The organism is Halomonas sp. HAL1 (genome assembly GCF_030544485.1).
Taxonomy (GTDB): Bacteria; Pseudomonadota; Gammaproteobacteria; order Pseudomonadales; family Halomonadaceae; genus Vreelandella; species Vreelandella arctica.
This window is the reverse complement of the sequence record NZ_CP130610.1, coordinates 1,848,637-1,864,139: the sequence shown is the minus strand read 5'-3', so window position 1 is coordinate 1,864,139 and position 15,503 is coordinate 1,848,637. Positions and strand designations below refer to the sequence as shown.

Genomic DNA, 15,503 nt, shown 5'->3' with positions numbered 1-15,503 from the left:
GATTAATTTTTCCCCATTTTCAGGAGATGAGACGTTTCCATGGCCCAGCATAATGCCTTTTACGCCCAATCCGGTGGCGTCACCGCCGTGATCAACGCCAGTGCCTGTGGCGTTATCGAAGCCTGTCGTCAAGCACCCGATCAGATTGGCAAGGTGTATGCCGGTCATAACGGCATTATCGGGGCGTTAACAGAAGACCTAATCGACGTTACCCAAGAGAGTGACGAAGCGATTGCAGCCCTGCGCCACACGCCAGGTGGTGCTTTCGGCTCTTGCCGCTATAAGCTAAAAGATATTGATACTCACCGCGCCCAGTACGAGCGCTTGATCGAAGTCTTTAAAGCTCACGATATTCGCTACTTCTTCTATAACGGTGGCGGTGATAGTGCCGATACCTGCTTAAAGGTCTCTCAGCTTTCCGAGAAGCTGGGCTATCCGCTTACCGCGATTCACGTGCCTAAAACCGTGGATAACGACCTGCCGATTACCGATAACAGCCCAGGCTTTGGCAGTGTCGCTAAGTACATTGCGACCTCTACGCTGGAAGCGTCGCTGGATATTGCTTCCATGTGCGCCACCTCCACCAAGGTATTTGTACTTGAAGTCATGGGCCGCCACGCGGGCTGGATCGCCGCAGCCGGTGGTTTAGCGGGCGAAGCCGAAGGCGAGCCGCCGCACATGATTATCTTCCCGGAAATCCCGTTTAACCGTAAAGCGGCCATGGCGCGGGTTGAAGAAAGCGTTAAACAATATGGCTACTGCGTGATCGTGGTTTCTGAAGGCGCCCGCTACGAAGATGGCACTTTCCTGGCTGACGCAGGCAATACCGATGCCTTTGGCCATCGCCAGTTGGGCGGCGTAGCGCCAACACTTGCCGGTATGATCAAGCAGGATTTGGGCTACAAGTATCACTGGGCAGTGGCCGATTATCTACAGCGCGCAGCGCGCCACCTAGCGTCTAAAACCGACGTTGAACAGGCCTATGCGGTGGGTCGCGAAGCGGTGACGCTGGCGCTAGCAGGCAAAAATGCCATGATGCCCGCTATTCGTCGTATTTCTCAGTCACCTTACCAGTGGGATGTCATCTCTGCCCCGCTGTCACAGGTGGCCAATAAAGAGAAATTTATGCCCCGCGACTTTATCAGCGACAACGGCTTTGCGATTACCCAGACGTGCCGGGATTACCTCTCACCATTGATCCAGGGCGAGGATTTCCCCCCGTTTGAGAATGGCTTGCCGAAAGTGGCCAAGCTGAAACTGGCAAAAGCAGAACGTAAACTGCCTACTTTTACGCTATAAATATTTGCTGTAGCAATGTCATTGCGAACGCAGTGAAGCAATCTCGGGGTTAGGTACCGCCGCGGCGTTGAGATTGCCGCGTCGCTTCACTCCTCAATGAAAGGGACTCCTCCCCTCTCGAAGCTTCAGCGAGCTACATTGATAGTTGAACCACATCAATGCGGAGGGGAAGAGCCATGAACAAGCATACGACGATAGGTATTGATCTGGCAAAGCGTGTTTTTCAAGTGTGTGTTGTCGACACCCGCTCCTCGCGTGTTCAGGTCAACAAAGAGCTTAAACGGCATCAGGTCTTGGATTTTATGCGCCGCCAACCGGCCTGTCGGGTATTTATGGAAGCGTGCGGTGGATCGCATTATTGGGCGCGACAACTGCAGGCCCTCGGCCATACCGTTGCCCTCATTTCGCCCCAGTTTGTGACGCCTTTTCGCAAAGGGCACAAGACAGATGCCAATGACGCCCTCGCTATTGTAGAAGCCGGATGTCGTCCGGACATGCGCTTTGTACCACTCAAAAGCGTAGAGCAGCAGGATATTCAGAGCCTGCACCGCATTCGGGAGAGGTACATCCATCAGCGCACCCAGTTGATCAATCAGGTTCATGGGTTATTGCAGGAATATGGAGTGATCAGCGGTCGGGGACAGAAAGCGTTAAAGCAACGTGTCTGGCTCGCCCTGGAAGATGCCGATAACGAGCTTTCGATGCTGATGCGTGACTTGATTGCCGAGCAAATGGCGGAGCTGGATCGACTCAACGAGCGTATTCAGTCACTGGATAAGCGCGTGGAGCAGATGAGCCGTGCGGTGATGCCTTGTCGCCAACTGTTGGCGATTGAGGGAGTGGGACCGGTGGTCGCCACCCAGCTCTATAGCGCCCTCGGTAACGGCAACGCCTTCAAGAAAGGTCGCCAAGCGTCAGCCTATCTGGGGTTGACGCCGACACAACACAGCAGTGGTGGCATCGCGAAGATCAAGGGCATTGGCCGAACGGGGCAAATCTCGCTGAAAGCCGCCCTGATACGCGGCGCACACTCGGCCATCAACACCGTGGGTGACAAGCAGGATGCCAAAAGCCGTTGGCTACGCGCGCTGGTCGCACGCGTGGGCAAGAACAAAGCGGCTGTCGCGTTAGCGAACAAGACAGTACGAACCGCCTGGGCGGTTCTGCACAGCGGACAGTCCTATTGTAGAGAGTTTAACGACGGTTCAGCGCTGATGGTGAGCTAAGCGGTAGCACCATCAGCGGCTAAGCGCCGAGAGGCGGCTACCTTGTTGCCGGGCAACGATCGATGAAAAACAGGTCAGACCGACCTTCTCGCAACCTGATCATTGCGATGGCTGAAAAAGCCTACGCCTCGTTGAGGAGAGAAGGTGCGCGACGTTCATCAGGGTCAGGGGATAGCGTCCCCATCAAGAGACCGACTATACGCACGCATCGGCTTATGTTTTTCCATCATCGTCGCTTGCAACCGGGGAGGAGTCCCTATACGCAATGACATAACCCCGTTTTATTCGCAACTCGCTGTGTAGGTTTAGCGTAACAGCCAGGAAAGCACGAGCAGCAATAGCAATATACCTGCTACCCCCTGCCAGAAACGCCGCGGCTCCTGGCGGCTCTCTTCCCGGTTCGGCAATCGCCCCAGCGGCACCCTAAGGGCATGCAAGAACTCCGATAGACGCCTAAAGCGCAGAGCCCGCTGCGGATCCAAAGCGCGGCGTAGCGCATCGTCTAAGTCTTGGGATATCTCAGGATTGGTTGTGCGCGCGCTGCGGTAGGTTAATTCTTCAAGATCGGTATGGCTGCGCAGGCGATTGGGCGTCAAGGTATAGGGCAAAGCACCGGTCAATAACCAGTAGGTCGTGGATGCCAGCGAGTACTGATCACTGCGCCGTCCAATGCTGTCGGCCAACGCATACTCAGGGGCGGTGTGCTCGTTGAAGCCAATTTGGCGGAGCAACTCACCCGAGTGGCGGTGCCCTTCGCCGTCGCGCATATGGCAGGCACTAAAATCAGTCAGCACCAGCTTGCCGTGCGGGTCGATCAGGATATTATCGGGGTTGATCTGCTGATGAATAATTTCCCGGTGATGCAGCGCCTGCACCGCCTTACCCAGCTGATTAGCAATATCTAAGCGCTGCGTTAAGCTGGCTTGAGGATGGCGTTCGGCCCACTGTCGCAGCGTTTCACCTTCAATATGCTGCATCAGGTAATAGAGATAACGGCGCGGCCGCGACGGCTCCATCACCTTGACCACAAACGGCGAATTGACGCGCTCGACCACCCACTGCTGAAGCAGGAAGTGCTCCAGATAGGCGTTGCGCAACGAAAGCTCCGGGCTGGGTGCTTTCATGACCATTTCACGCTCGCTATGCACATCACGAACACGATAAACCCGCGACTGCGCTGTGCGTGACAGCACAGCGAGAACTTCAAGGCCATCTAAACGCTCACCCGGCGCCAGTTCTGGCGGAATCGGCAAGTCGCCGTAGAGCTGTCCTGGATGCTCCGTTACTTCGTCAGGCAACTCATCGATTCGCACCAACTGGAAGCAGAACTGATCGCCACCGTAGCCACGATCCTGGGCGCGCTGCTTCGCCTCATCGGCAAGCCGTTCGCAGGCGGCATCCAGATCACTGGCATCTTGGCGGATCAAGCGTACATAGTCGGAAGGTAGCAGCGTACCGCGCACACCCTGGGTGGTGAACAAGAACAGATCGCCCTGTTTGAGCGCTATATGGGTGTAATCGATATCAACACTGCCATCCATACCCAGCGCCCGGGAAGGATAACGGTACCCTCCTAAGTCGGTGACATGGTCTCGGCTCAACTGCTCAAACTCGGCCCCGCGCAAACGGAACACCAGCGTGTCGCCCATATGAAACAGATGTGCTTCGCGCCCACGGAAGACCATCGCCGACATGGAGGAAACAAAGCTGCCCTCTTTCACATGCTGGCTTTGGCTGTAGCACCAGCTATTAAGGGCACGCAGCACGCGGGTGGCCGAGGTTTTGACATCCCAATGATCAGGGGTGGAGAAGTAATCGGCCAGAAAGCCGCGCACGCTTAAATCACCGGCCTGCTTGGCCATGGTATTGCGTGAGATGGAGTCACTAATAACGGCACAGCCACCTTTGGCGCGCAGCAGCGGCGCTTCAGGAAAGCGAACCGACATTGAACTGCGGTGCAGGCGCCGGTCCGGCGCGACAAATGCTTGACCATAACTGATGAGCAACTGGGCGTGCGACAAGTCATCCTCCTAGGCTGCCGACTCGATCGAGGGACTTCACTGTCAATAAACTCTGCCTATGATACACGCAGCGGAGCAGAAACGATGCCCAACAAACGTCTCTATCGTATTAGTGCGCTTTTATATGCGCTGCTTTTTGATTTCCCTCATAATAGGGCAACGGCTAAACCACAGCGGCCCACCTATGTCGCATTGGTAATCGCGTAGTCATGTTCGTATAATTCTTCGCCATCAACGACTCTGTAACGATTACCTAACCTCTGCACGACTCAAGCCACAGTACTACCAAGGAATCAACGATGAACTTCGATAATATCCCTGCTGGAAAGGATCTCCCCAACGACGTTTATGTGGTGATCGAAATTCCAGCCAACCACGATCCAATCAAATACGAAATTGATAAGGACATGGGCGCACTACTCGTTGACCGCTTTATGGCCACCCCCATGTTCTACCCTGCCAACTATGGCTTTATTCCCCACACCCTAGCCGATGACGGCGACGCCCTGGATGCGCTGGTCGTGACCCCGCACCCGGTTCAACCCGGCAGCATTATTCGTGCTCGTCCGGTAGGCATTTTAAACATGACCGACGAAGCCGGCGAAGATGCCAAGCTGATTTGTGTGCCCCACGCCAAGCTTAGTTCGCTCTACGATGACATTCAGGAAGTCACTGACCTACCTGAGCTGCTGCGCCAGCAAATCGCCCACTTCTTCGAGAACTACAAAGATCTCGAAAAAGGCAAATGGGTAAAAGTTGAGTCCTGGGAAGGCGCTGACGCTGCGCGCAAAGCGATTGAAAAATCCGTTATCGCTTACCAGAAAGCGTAATCGTTTTGTAAAGTTGCTTCTGTGTATGTGAAAAGGTCGCCTTCGGGCGACCTTTTAGGTTGTTAGGATTAACGCACCATTAGCGACCGCGTCACGTCACCGCAGCGTATACGCGAGAGATTCAAGGTTGCGGTATGCTATTTGTCCTAGCTTGCGATGCCATTAATTAAGGACGCACCGTGTTATCTCTTAAACGCCTGAGCCTATTTCCCTTACTGTTTTTTTTCCTCGGCTGGTTACCGCTGAGCGCAGACGCCCAATGGTTTTCATCGTCTAGCAACCAAGATGAATTTTTACCGGTAATGGAAGCCTTCCAGCCTACCGCTTGGCACGATGGAGAAACGCTTTTTATCGGTACCGATATCACCGATGAGTACTATCTTTACCGGCATCAGTTTGCTGTGTCCAGTCAGACCGAGGGTATAACGCTTGGGGAACCCAACATCCCCGAAGGCACGTTCACCAACGATGAATTCATGGGCGATGTTTACATCTTCCGCGACCAGGTGGTGCTTGAAGTACCGCTGAGCGCCCCCTACGCAGGCCCGCTAAACGTTGAGTTAACCTTTCAAGGCTGCGCGGATGCAGGACTATGCTATCCACCGGAACGCTTGAGCCTACAAGCGAGTGAGACTGAGCCGCCCAGTCAATTTGCGAACTGGCAAGAAGGAGATAGCGCCGCTAGTGAAATCGCTACCGCTACCTCTACTTCACAGAGTGACTTCGCAGGGCCCCAAAGCGAAGATAGCCGCTTTAGCGCGCTAATCAGCGATGCGAGCTTACCGTTAGCGCTAGGGCTGTTTTTTATTGCCGGCCTTGGACTTACCTTTACCCCCTGCGTACTCCCGATGATCCCGATTCTCTCCTCAATCGTCGTCGGCCAGAACCCCACCCGCCCACGCGCCTTTGCTCTCTCGTTAAGCTACGTGCTGGGCATGGCGCTGACCTACGCCCTGGTCGGGGTCTTAATGGGGCTATTTGGCGCCGGCCTAAACCTTCAGGCGCGCTTACAGTCAGCGCCCGTGCTTATCACTTTCGCCGTACTCTTCACGCTCTTTGCACTGGCGATGTTCGGGGCATTCACGCTGAATCTCTCGCCCCGCTTAGCCACCCGTATTGATGCTTGGCAGACTCGCGCTCAGCGCAGTGGCCCAGCGGGATTAGCGTTAGCAGGTGCGCTCTCAGTATTGGTGGTATCACCCTGCGTTACCGCGCCATTAGCCGGAGCCCTGGTGTTTATATCCTCAACCGGCGATGCAGTCATGGGGGGTGCGGTGCTCTTTGCGCTGGGTCTTGGCATGGGCGTACCGCTTCTTTTAGTCGGCACTTTTGGCGCCACGCTGTTTCCCCGTTCGGGCGCCTGGATGAATGGCGTAAAGATTGCCTTTGGCCTGTTGCTACTGGGTGTGGCAATTTGGATGATCGAGCGTTTAGTTGCTGCACCCATAGCGCTACTTCTATGGGCAACACTCGCGATCGGCACGGCGCTGGCGCTTGGGGCTCTGAACTTCAATCAACCGCAAGGGTGGCCACGGGCACGTCAAACGCTGGGGGTTTTGCTGCTGGCGTGGGGCGTCCTGCTGGTGATTGGTGCCGCGCAAGGTGGCAGCAACCCACTGCGCCCTCTTGCGGCCACCTCGATTGGGCCCGGCGAGTCTCAAGTGGAACAGCTTGAGTTTGTTGAGGTCGATAACCTTACCGCGCTTGAGGCGGCCATCGCTCAAGCGAAAAGTACTAATCAGCCGGCGTTTGTTCACTTTACCGCTGACTGGTGCATTTCATGCAAGCTACTGGAACGCGATGTTTATCCTGACCCACGTGTTTCAGCGGCATTGGAGGGTTACACATTAATTGCCGCAGACGTGACGCAGACCGATCCACAAAGTCGTGAGCTGCTGGAACAGTTCAATCTTTTCGGCCCGCCAAGCCTGCTGTTTTTCAGTCAAGGCGAAGAAATTCGTGATGCGCGCATTCAAGGCGAAGTCACCGCCGACCAACTGCATGAACATCTTGAATCCGTTAGCCAGTGGCTTGCCAATAGTTGAGCCACCGCCCTACGAGCCTTGCCCACTAAGGCACTTAAGCAGCGTTTTGACGCGAATATCGTCAAACAGTTGTTTAAATCTACATTCAGCGTCAGTTTAAGCACTGGCTTAGGCTGTCGCTGGACATCCTGGCACTTTTTCGGCAAACTCCGCTCCCATATTAGCTAAAAACTTCCTTTTTTAGGGGTGAGAACGGGGTAACGTTCGCTAACATGCAGCGTTCTCTTCATTTTTAAATTTGGTTTACTGCGCCTATAGATGAGCCGCGCAGCGCCGCGCAGCAACTCGCCTATAGGCCACGGTTACTGTGTGATTATTTCTCATAATCTTCTTTTATGACATTGATGGGGCTATGCCATGGATATCCGCAAAGTTAAGAAACTGATCGAGCTGCTCGAAGAGTCCAATATTAGCGAGATTGAAATTCAGGAAGGCGAAGAGTCCGTTCGTATCAGCCGCCACCCTAATGGCGCCTCGTGGCAGCCACAGCCCATGCCGCAATACGCACAACAGCAGCCTGGCTATGCAGCAGCTCCCGCTCCTACATCAGCACCGGCTGCTGAAGCTGAGCCTCAAGGCACAAGCTACCGTGGTGAAGCCGTTAACTCCCCGATGGTAGGCACCTTCTATCGTAGCCCCGCGCCGGGCGCCAAGTCGTTTGTAGAAGTCGGTGATAGCGTCAAGCAAGGCGATACCATTTGTATTATTGAAGCCATGAAAATGATGAACCAGATTGAAGCTGACCGCGACGGCGTGGTGGAAGCCATCCTGGTAGAAGATGGTGAGCCGGTCGAATTCGATCAACCCATGATCGTCATCGCTTAATCCTTCATTTTCAACACGGGTGGACTCTCCCATGCTGGACAAGGTACTTATCGCCAACCGCGGCGAGATTGCCCTCCGTATCCTACGGGCCTGTAAAGAACTAGGCATTAAAACCGTAGCGGTACACTCCAAAGCTGATCGTGAACTCATGCATGTTCGCCTGGCGGATGAAGCCGTGTGTATTGGACCGGCATCGTCAGCGCAGTCTTACTTAAATATTCCGGCCCTGATCAGTGCGGCCGAAGTCACTGACTCGACCGCTATTCACCCCGGTTACGGCTTTTTGTCTGAAAACGCCAACTTTGCCGAACAGGTTGAGCGCTCGGGATTTACCTTTATTGGCCCCCGCGCAGAGACGATTCGCCTGATGGGCGATAAAGTCAGTGCTATCCAGTCGATGAAGGAAGCGGGCGTTCCCACGGTGCCAGGCTCAGACGGCCCCTTGGGTGACGATGATGCGACCAATTTAGCCACTGCGCGTCGCATTGGCTATCCCGTGATCATTAAGGCAGCTTCCGGCGGCGGTGGTCGCGGTATGCGTGTGGTACACACCGAAGGCCACCTGCTTTCGGCAATCACCGTTACTCGCACTGAAGCCCACGCCGCCTTTGGTGACGGCACGGTTTATATGGAGAAATTCCTCGAAAAACCGCGCCACGTCGAAGTTCAGGTACTTGCTGATGGACAGGGCAACGCGATTCATCTTTATGACCGCGACTGCTCGCTCCAACGCCGTCACCAGAAAGTGCTTGAAGAAGCGCCTGCACCAGGTCTTGATCCGGAAGCCCGCGCCCAAGTGCTAGAAGCGTGTCGCCAAGCGTGTATTAAGATCAACTACCGTGGCGCAGGCACCTTTGAATTCTTGTACGAAGACGGCGAGTATTTCTTCATTGAGATGAATACCCGCGTTCAGGTAGAGCACCCTGTTACCGAGATGGTCACCGGCGTCGATATCGTTAAAGAGCAGCTGCGTATTGCCTCGGGTCTGCCGCTGTCGATTCGCCAGGAAGATGTAAAGCTCAACGGTCATTCCTTCGAGTGCCGGATTAACGCTGAAGATTCACGTACCTTTATGCCCTCCCCTGGCAAGGTAACGCTGTTTCACGCGCCGGGTGGCCTGGGTGTCCGTATGGACTCCCACCTCTACACCGGCTACACCGTGCCTCCGCACTATGACTCACTGATCGGCAAACTGATCACCTGGGGCGCCGACCGTGAAATAGCGCTGACGCGCATGCGCAATGCTCTCGACGAGCTATTGGTGGAAGGTATTAAAACCAATATCGATCTACAAAAAGATTTGGTTCGCGATAGCTACTTCCGTCAAGGTGGTGTCAACATTCACTACCTGGAAAAGAAACTCAGCAGCTAATAGCACTTCAAACGCTTTCCAGCGCTAAGAGTGATGCCCAGCGGGGTGGCCATGTCCACCCCGTCTCTGTCTTTAACGTCTTTGTCTTTACCTTCTTTGTTTTTACTGAATCTGTCTTTACTGTATTTGTCTTTAATTCGCCCTGCGGAGACTCTCCATGCCCTGGCTCCAACTCAAAGCCCATGTCGCCCCTGAACAAGCAGAGTTTCTCGAAGAACTGCTGCTTGATGAAGGCGCGACAGCGATTGGCCTTCAGGATGCCCACGATGATCCGGTATTTGAGCCAGAACGTGGCACCACACCGCTCTGGGAAGACACCATTCTGACCGGCCTTTACGATGACCTAGAGGGCGTCGAAAGCATGTTGGAACGTATTGAGGCGGCATGGTCCGAACAGATGCCTGAGGAGCCCTGCCCCACCATCGTATATGAGCTACTGGCTGACAGGGACTGGGAGCGGGAATGGATGGATGACTTCACACCGCTGCAGATGGGCCAGCGGCTGTGGATCGTACCAAGCTGGCACGAACCTCCCCATGCCGACGCCGTTAACTTGATTCTCGACCCCGGCCTGGCCTTTGGAACGGGCACGCACCCGACCACAGCGCTGTGTTTGGAGTGGTTGGATGAACTGGCCGTGGCTGGGCACTTAGCCCAGCAGACCGTGCTGGATGTGGGCTGTGGCTCCGGCATTCTTGCTATCGCCGCACTCAAACTCGGCGCTAGCCATGCTGATGCCACCGATATTGACCCGCAGGCACTCCAAGCCAGCCGTGACAACGCCGAGCGTAACGGGATTGCCGAGCCGGATTTAACGCTCTACTACCCTGAGCAGTTAAGTGATGGCGGCGACTACCCTGTTGTGACCGCCAATATTTTAGCGGGCCCGCTAGTCGAGCTTGCTCCAATGATTGCCGGGCACGTGACCCCTAGCGGCCGCATTGCGCTATCCGGCATCTTGGCGAACCAGGCAAATGAGGTTTATGAAGCCTATGCCGCACAGGGAATCGCCATGGAGGAGCCAGTGATTCGCGAAGGCTGGGTGCGACTTAACGGCCAGCGTCCGCGTTAAAGCGGCAAACGGCCTTCACCCCATCACCGAGTAGGCGTATCATACGCCCCCTTGAATCGCCTACTCGCCGCTAGCCCAGCACACTTAAAGCCTAACGCCATGACTGTAGCCAATGCACTAGCCACCAATGAGCCCGTCACCATTGGGACGTATGCATTACCCAACCGGGTAATTCTCGCGCCCATGGCCGGCGTCACCGACCGGCCTTTCCGCCAGTTATGTCGGCGGCTGGGGGCTGGCTGGGTGGTGGGTGAAATGGTGACGTCAGACCCCAGCTTATGGCACACGCGTAAATCGCAGCTACGGATGGACCATCGCGGAGAGCCCGACCCGCGCGTGGTACAAATCGCCGGTGGCGATGCCGAGATGCTCGCCCAGGCGGCGCGGTTGAATGCCGAACTTGGCGCTCAGATCATCGATATCAACATGGGCTGCCCCGCGAAAAAAGTCTGCAACAAAGCCGCTGGGTCGGCGCTCCTTCGCGATGAAGCCCTGGTTGCCGAGATTCTTGACGCAGTAGTTTCAGCGGTCGATATTCCAGTAACGCTGAAAATTCGCACCGGCTGGTGCGCCGAATCAAACAACGCCCTGCGAATTGCCCGCTTAGCTGAGTCCGCAGGCATTCAAGCACTCGCCGTACATGGCCGTCACCGCCAGCAGCGCTATACTGGACAGGCAGAGTACGACACGATTGCTGAAATCAAATCTCACCTTTCAATACCGGTGATAGCCAACGGCGACATAACAAGTCCGGAAAAAGCCGCCGAGGTACTCGCTTATACCGGCGCTGATGCAGTAATGGTAGGCCGTGGTGCTCAGGGCAACCCGTGGATATTTCAACAGATTAACCACTATCTTCAGCATGGGGAACGGTTGGCGCTACCCACCCTTGTGGAGCGCCGCCACGTGCTACACGGGCATGTCGAGGCGTTGCATGAGTTTTATGGCACGACTATGGGTGTGCGTATTGCGCGCAAGCATGTCGGCTGGTACCTCAGCGACGACCCACGCTTTACGCAGCCTCAGCAGCGCGCGCTTAAGCAGCAGTTCAATGCGTTAGCGTCACCTGAAACGCAATTTGATTGGATCAACGACGTGATGGCCCCCGGTGCTGCCATACGTTTGCTAGCCAAAGGAAGCCATGCTGCATGACCGAACGCGATCTTCTCTCTAGCGACACCTACTCTTCTAGCGACACCCGTGCCAGCGAAGGCTACTCCCATTTAACGGGCACGCTTGCGGATCCGGCGGCTGCTAGCTCACCGCCACAGCCGCTTAGAGAGGCTGTTGAAACGGCAATGCGCCGCTACTTTGAGCATTTAGATGGCAGCCAAGCCAGCGACCTTTATGCCATGGTGATGGCCGAAGTAGAGGCACCATTACTCGCCTGCGTTTTGGAGCACACCGACGGCAACCAGACCCGTGCCGCGGATGTGCTCGGCTTGAACCGCGGCACCCTGCGTAAAAAACTCAAGCAATACGGACTTATCGAAGGTGACGCCCCATAACCCTGGGGCGTTGTTATTTTCTATTCTCGACTCTGCATACGAGCATTCTTATGGCTGATAATCCTCTCATGGCTGATAGTTCTTCCTTGACTGACAGTAGCGCCACCCCCGTCCGCCGCGCTCTTTTGAGCGTTTCTGATAAAACCGGCATTGTAGAATTTGCCCGTGGCCTGACTCAACATGGTGTTGAACTGCTCTCCACGGGTGGCACCTTCCGCCTACTGCAGGAAAATGCTATCGCAGTGAAAGAAGTGTCTGAACACACCGGTTTCCCCGAAATTATGGATGGCCGGGTAAAAACGCTGCATCCGAAAATCCACGGCGGCATCCTGGCGCGCCGTGGTCAGGATGATGCGGTCATGGCTGAGAACGACATTACCCCGATCGACATGGTGGTCGTCAACCTCTACCCATTTGCCGCGACGGTAGCCAAGCCTGATTGCACGCTGGAAGATGCGATTGAAAATATCGATATCGGCGGCCCAACCATGGTACGCGCCTGCGCCAAAAACCACGCCTACACCACTATCGTGGTCAATAGCAGTGACTATGCGCGGGTACTTGGTGAGCTGGCCGCACAGGATGGCCAGGTGAGTCGCGTCACGCGTTTTGATTTAGCGGTAAAAGCGTTTGAACACACCGCTGGCTACGACGGCGCGATTGCTGACTACCTGGGTCGCCAAGTGAATGCTAGCGATAAGACCTTCCCACGCACTTTTAACCTGCAGCTCGATAAAAAGCAGGACATGCGCTACGGCGAAAACCCGCATCAGCAGGCAGCCTTTTACGTTGACCCCCAGGCGAGCGAGCCCAGTGTCGCTACGGCCAAAATGCTCCAAGGCAAGCCGCTTTCATATAACAATGTCGCCGATACTGACGCTGCGTTTGAGTGTGTAAAAGCCTTTAACGAGACAGCCTGCGTGATTGTTAAACACGCCAACCCCTGCGGCGTCGCCATTGGCGCAACCGCCTTAGCCGCTTACGACAAAGCCTTTGCCACCGATCCTACCAGTGCGTTTGGCGGCATTATCGCTTTCAATACACCGCTAGACGCCGAAACAGCCCAGGCGATCATTGATCGCCAGTTTGTCGAGGTAATTATTGCCCCAGGGGTCAGCGATGAAGCCGCTGCCATCGTGGCGAATAAGCAAAACGTACGCTTGCTGGACGTCAGCGCTCACTGGCCCGGCGAGCAGCAGCCTGCGCTGGACTTTAAGCGTGTCAACGGCGGGTTACTGGTGCAGGAACGTGACGACGGAATGGTCACCCGTGACAACCTGACAGTGGTCAGCCAGCGCGCCCCTAGCGAACAGGAGCTGCGTGATCTGGCCTTTGCCTGGCGAGTGGCCAAGTTCGTCAAATCCAACGCCATTGTGTATGCCAAAGAGGGCCAAACCGTGGGCGTTGGCGCGGGCCAAATGAGCCGCGTTTACTCGGCTAAAATTGCCGGCATTAAGGCCGCCGACGAAGGTCTTTCGGTGCCCGGATCAGTGATGGCGTCTGACGCCTTCTTCCCGTTCCGCGATGGCATTGATGCCGCGGCAGCCGCAGGCATTACCGCCGTGATTCAACCGGGGGGTTCCATGCGCGACCAGGAAGTGATCGACGCCGCCAACGAAGCAGGCATTGCCATGGTGTTTACCGGCATGCGCCACTTCCGCCACTAAGAGTAGCCACGACGCTTAGCCACACTATCGGCATCAAACTGATACCGTAAAAAACTAGCCCCCATCAGCAGCGCGCTGATGGGGGCTTTTTTACCCAGTCTTACTTAAAAAAGAACACTTAGGGCTCAGCCAAGATCAATACATAGATACTTGGTTTCAAGGTACTCTTCCAAGCCCTGATGGCCGCCTTCACGGCCTAAGCCTGAGGCTTTGACACCCCCAAACGGCGCAGCAGCGTTAGAAATGGCGCCGGTATTAATCCCGACCATACCGTACTCAAGTGCTTCGGCCACGCGCCATACGCGGGAGAGATCACGCGAATAGAAGTAAGAAGCCAAGCCATACTGGGTATCGTTGGCCATTTCAATCGCGGTCTCTTCATCGTCAAACGGGAAGACAGCCGCGAGCGGACCGAAGGTCTCTTCATGAGCCACTTTCATCTTGTCGGTCGCAAAACTGATCAGCGTCGGCGTAAAGAAGTTACCGCCCAACGGGTGCGGATGCCCGCCCAACAACAGCTCTGCACCATTATCGATGGCGTCCTGCACATGTTCACTGACTTTTTTAACCGCATTGCTATCAATGAGCGGACCGATATTAATATTCGGCTTGGTGCCATCGCCGACATGCAGCTCGCTGTTCATGGCAACCGCTAACTTTTCGCAAAAGGCATTAATCACGCTGGACTGAACCAGGAAGCGATTAGTGCAAACACAGGTTTGCCCGGCGTTACGGAATTTAGCGGCCATGGCGCCTTCTACGGCGGCGTCTAAATCGGCATCTTCAAACACGATAAACGGCGCATTACCGCCCAACTCTAGCGAGATTTTCTGTACGTGTTCCGCCGCTTGCGCCATCAGCTTGCGGCCTACTTCGGTCGAGCCAGTGAAGGTAATCTTGCGCACTTTGGGCGACTGGGTCATGGCTTGGGCAATATCGCTGGCACTGCCGGGCACCACATTGAACACACCGCGGGGAATGCCGGCACGCTCGGCCAATAGCGCGAGCGCAGTGGCTGAAAAAGGCGTCTGGCTAGCAGGTTTAACCACGATCGTGCAGCCTGCTGCCAGTGCAGCCCCTGCCTTGCGAGTAATCATCGCCGCAGGGAAATTCCAGGGCGTAATGGCCCCCACAACACCGACGGGCTGCTTAGTTACCACAATGCGCTGGTTAGCTTTAGCGGCAGGAATGGTTTCGCCGTAAACGCGTCGCGCTTCTTCGGCAAACCAGCGCAGAAAACTGGCCGCATAGGCAATTTCACCCGCCGCTTCTTTGAGCGGCTTACCCTGTTCGTAGGTCATCAGCATGGCAAGATCCTGCTGATGCTCCATCATCAGATCGTGCCATTTCAACAACAAATCCGCTCGCTCCTGAGCGGTAAGGGCACGCCATGCCGGTAGTGCAGCATCCGCCGCGTCTATCGCCCGCTCGGTCTCAACTTTTCCCAAGCGGGGAATATCGCCAATCGCTTCGCCGGTTGCCGGGTTCAATACGGTGATCTGTTCGCCGCTATCCGCCGCGACCCAACTGCCGTCTATATAAGCAAAGGGGCAATACAGCTGTGTTTCTTTAAGCGCTTCCATGACAGACTCCTGACCAAAATGATGGCCTTATAGGCTCATTAACCTCTTCATGCTA

Annotated in this window: 12 protein-coding genes; 10 read left to right on the top strand and 2 right to left on the bottom strand. The window is 55.4% G+C overall.

All coding sequences use genetic code 11. The annotated features are described in order from the left end of the window. The first annotated feature begins 39 nt into the window (after positions 1-39). Complete coding sequence (locus Q3Y66_RS08745) at positions 40-1,299, top strand: 6-phosphofructokinase (RefSeq protein WP_008957299.1); 1,260 nt, start codon at positions 40-42, stop codon at positions 1,297-1,299. Positions 1,300-1,475: 176 nt separating this feature from the next. Next, complete coding sequence (locus Q3Y66_RS08740) at positions 1,476-2,525, top strand: IS110 family transposase (protein ID WP_303319501.1); 1,050 nt, start codon at positions 1,476-1,478, stop codon at positions 2,523-2,525. Between the two features lie 305 nt (positions 2,526-2,830). Here the strand turns inward: Q3Y66_RS08740 and Q3Y66_RS08735 are convergent, their stop codons facing one another. After that, positions 2,831-4,546, bottom strand: coding sequence for a bifunctional protein-serine/threonine kinase/phosphatase (locus Q3Y66_RS08735; protein ID WP_008956423.1), 1,716 nt, complete (start codon positions 4,544-4,546; stop codon positions 2,831-2,833). A 299-nt stretch (positions 4,547-4,845) separates the two neighbouring features. Between Q3Y66_RS08735 and ppa the strand changes: the two genes are divergently transcribed. The 8 genes from ppa to purH all read left to right on the top strand — a co-directional run bounded on the left by ppa (position 4,846) and on the right by purH (position 13,865). After that, positions 4,846-5,376, top strand: coding sequence for an inorganic diphosphatase (gene ppa / locus Q3Y66_RS08730; RefSeq protein WP_008956424.1), 531 nt, complete (start codon positions 4,846-4,848; stop codon positions 5,374-5,376). A 179-nt stretch (positions 5,377-5,555) separates the two neighbouring features. Further along, complete coding sequence (dsbD, locus tag Q3Y66_RS08725) at positions 5,556-7,421, top strand: protein-disulfide reductase DsbD (protein ID WP_008956425.1); 1,866 nt, start codon at positions 5,556-5,558, stop codon at positions 7,419-7,421. 357 nt (positions 7,422-7,778) lie between these two features. Then, positions 7,779-8,246 (top strand): acetyl-CoA carboxylase biotin carboxyl carrier protein, encoded by a 468-nt coding sequence (gene accB / locus Q3Y66_RS08720; RefSeq protein ID WP_008956426.1) that lies wholly within the window; start codon positions 7,779-7,781, stop codon positions 8,244-8,246. A gap of 31 nt (positions 8,247-8,277) precedes the next feature. Beyond that, positions 8,278-9,618 carry an acetyl-CoA carboxylase biotin carboxylase subunit gene (gene accC / locus Q3Y66_RS08715; RefSeq protein ID WP_008956427.1) on the top strand — a complete coding sequence of 447 codons (1,341 nt, stop codon included), beginning with the start codon at positions 8,278-8,280 and terminating at the stop codon, positions 9,616-9,618. Between the two features lie 157 nt (positions 9,619-9,775). After that, entirely contained in the window at positions 9,776-10,690 is a 915-nt protein-coding gene (gene prmA, locus Q3Y66_RS08710) for a 50S ribosomal protein L11 methyltransferase (protein ID WP_008956428.1), read from the top strand. Between the two features lie 99 nt (positions 10,691-10,789). Continuing rightward, positions 10,790-11,842: a tRNA dihydrouridine synthase DusB gene (gene dusB, locus Q3Y66_RS08705; protein WP_008956429.1), complete on the top strand. Its 1,053-nt coding sequence runs from the start codon at positions 10,790-10,792 to the stop codon at positions 11,840-11,842. Next, positions 11,839-12,198, top strand: coding sequence for a DNA-binding transcriptional regulator Fis (gene fis, locus Q3Y66_RS08700; RefSeq protein ID WP_008956430.1), 360 nt, complete (start codon positions 11,839-11,841; stop codon positions 12,196-12,198). Before dusB ends, fis begins: the two co-directional genes overlap by 4 nt. Before the next feature lie 50 nt (positions 12,199-12,248). Beyond that, positions 12,249-13,865 (top strand): bifunctional phosphoribosylaminoimidazolecarboxamide formyltransferase/IMP cyclohydrolase, encoded by a 1,617-nt coding sequence (gene purH / locus Q3Y66_RS08695; RefSeq protein ID WP_008956431.1) that lies wholly within the window; start codon positions 12,249-12,251, stop codon positions 13,863-13,865. Between the two features lie 125 nt (positions 13,866-13,990). Here the strand turns inward: purH and Q3Y66_RS08690 are convergent, their stop codons facing one another. Beyond that, positions 13,991-15,448: an NAD-dependent succinate-semialdehyde dehydrogenase gene (locus Q3Y66_RS08690; protein ID WP_008956432.1), complete on the bottom strand. Its 1,458-nt coding sequence runs from the start codon at positions 15,446-15,448 to the stop codon at positions 13,991-13,993. Positions 15,449-15,503 lie beyond the last annotated feature (55 nt).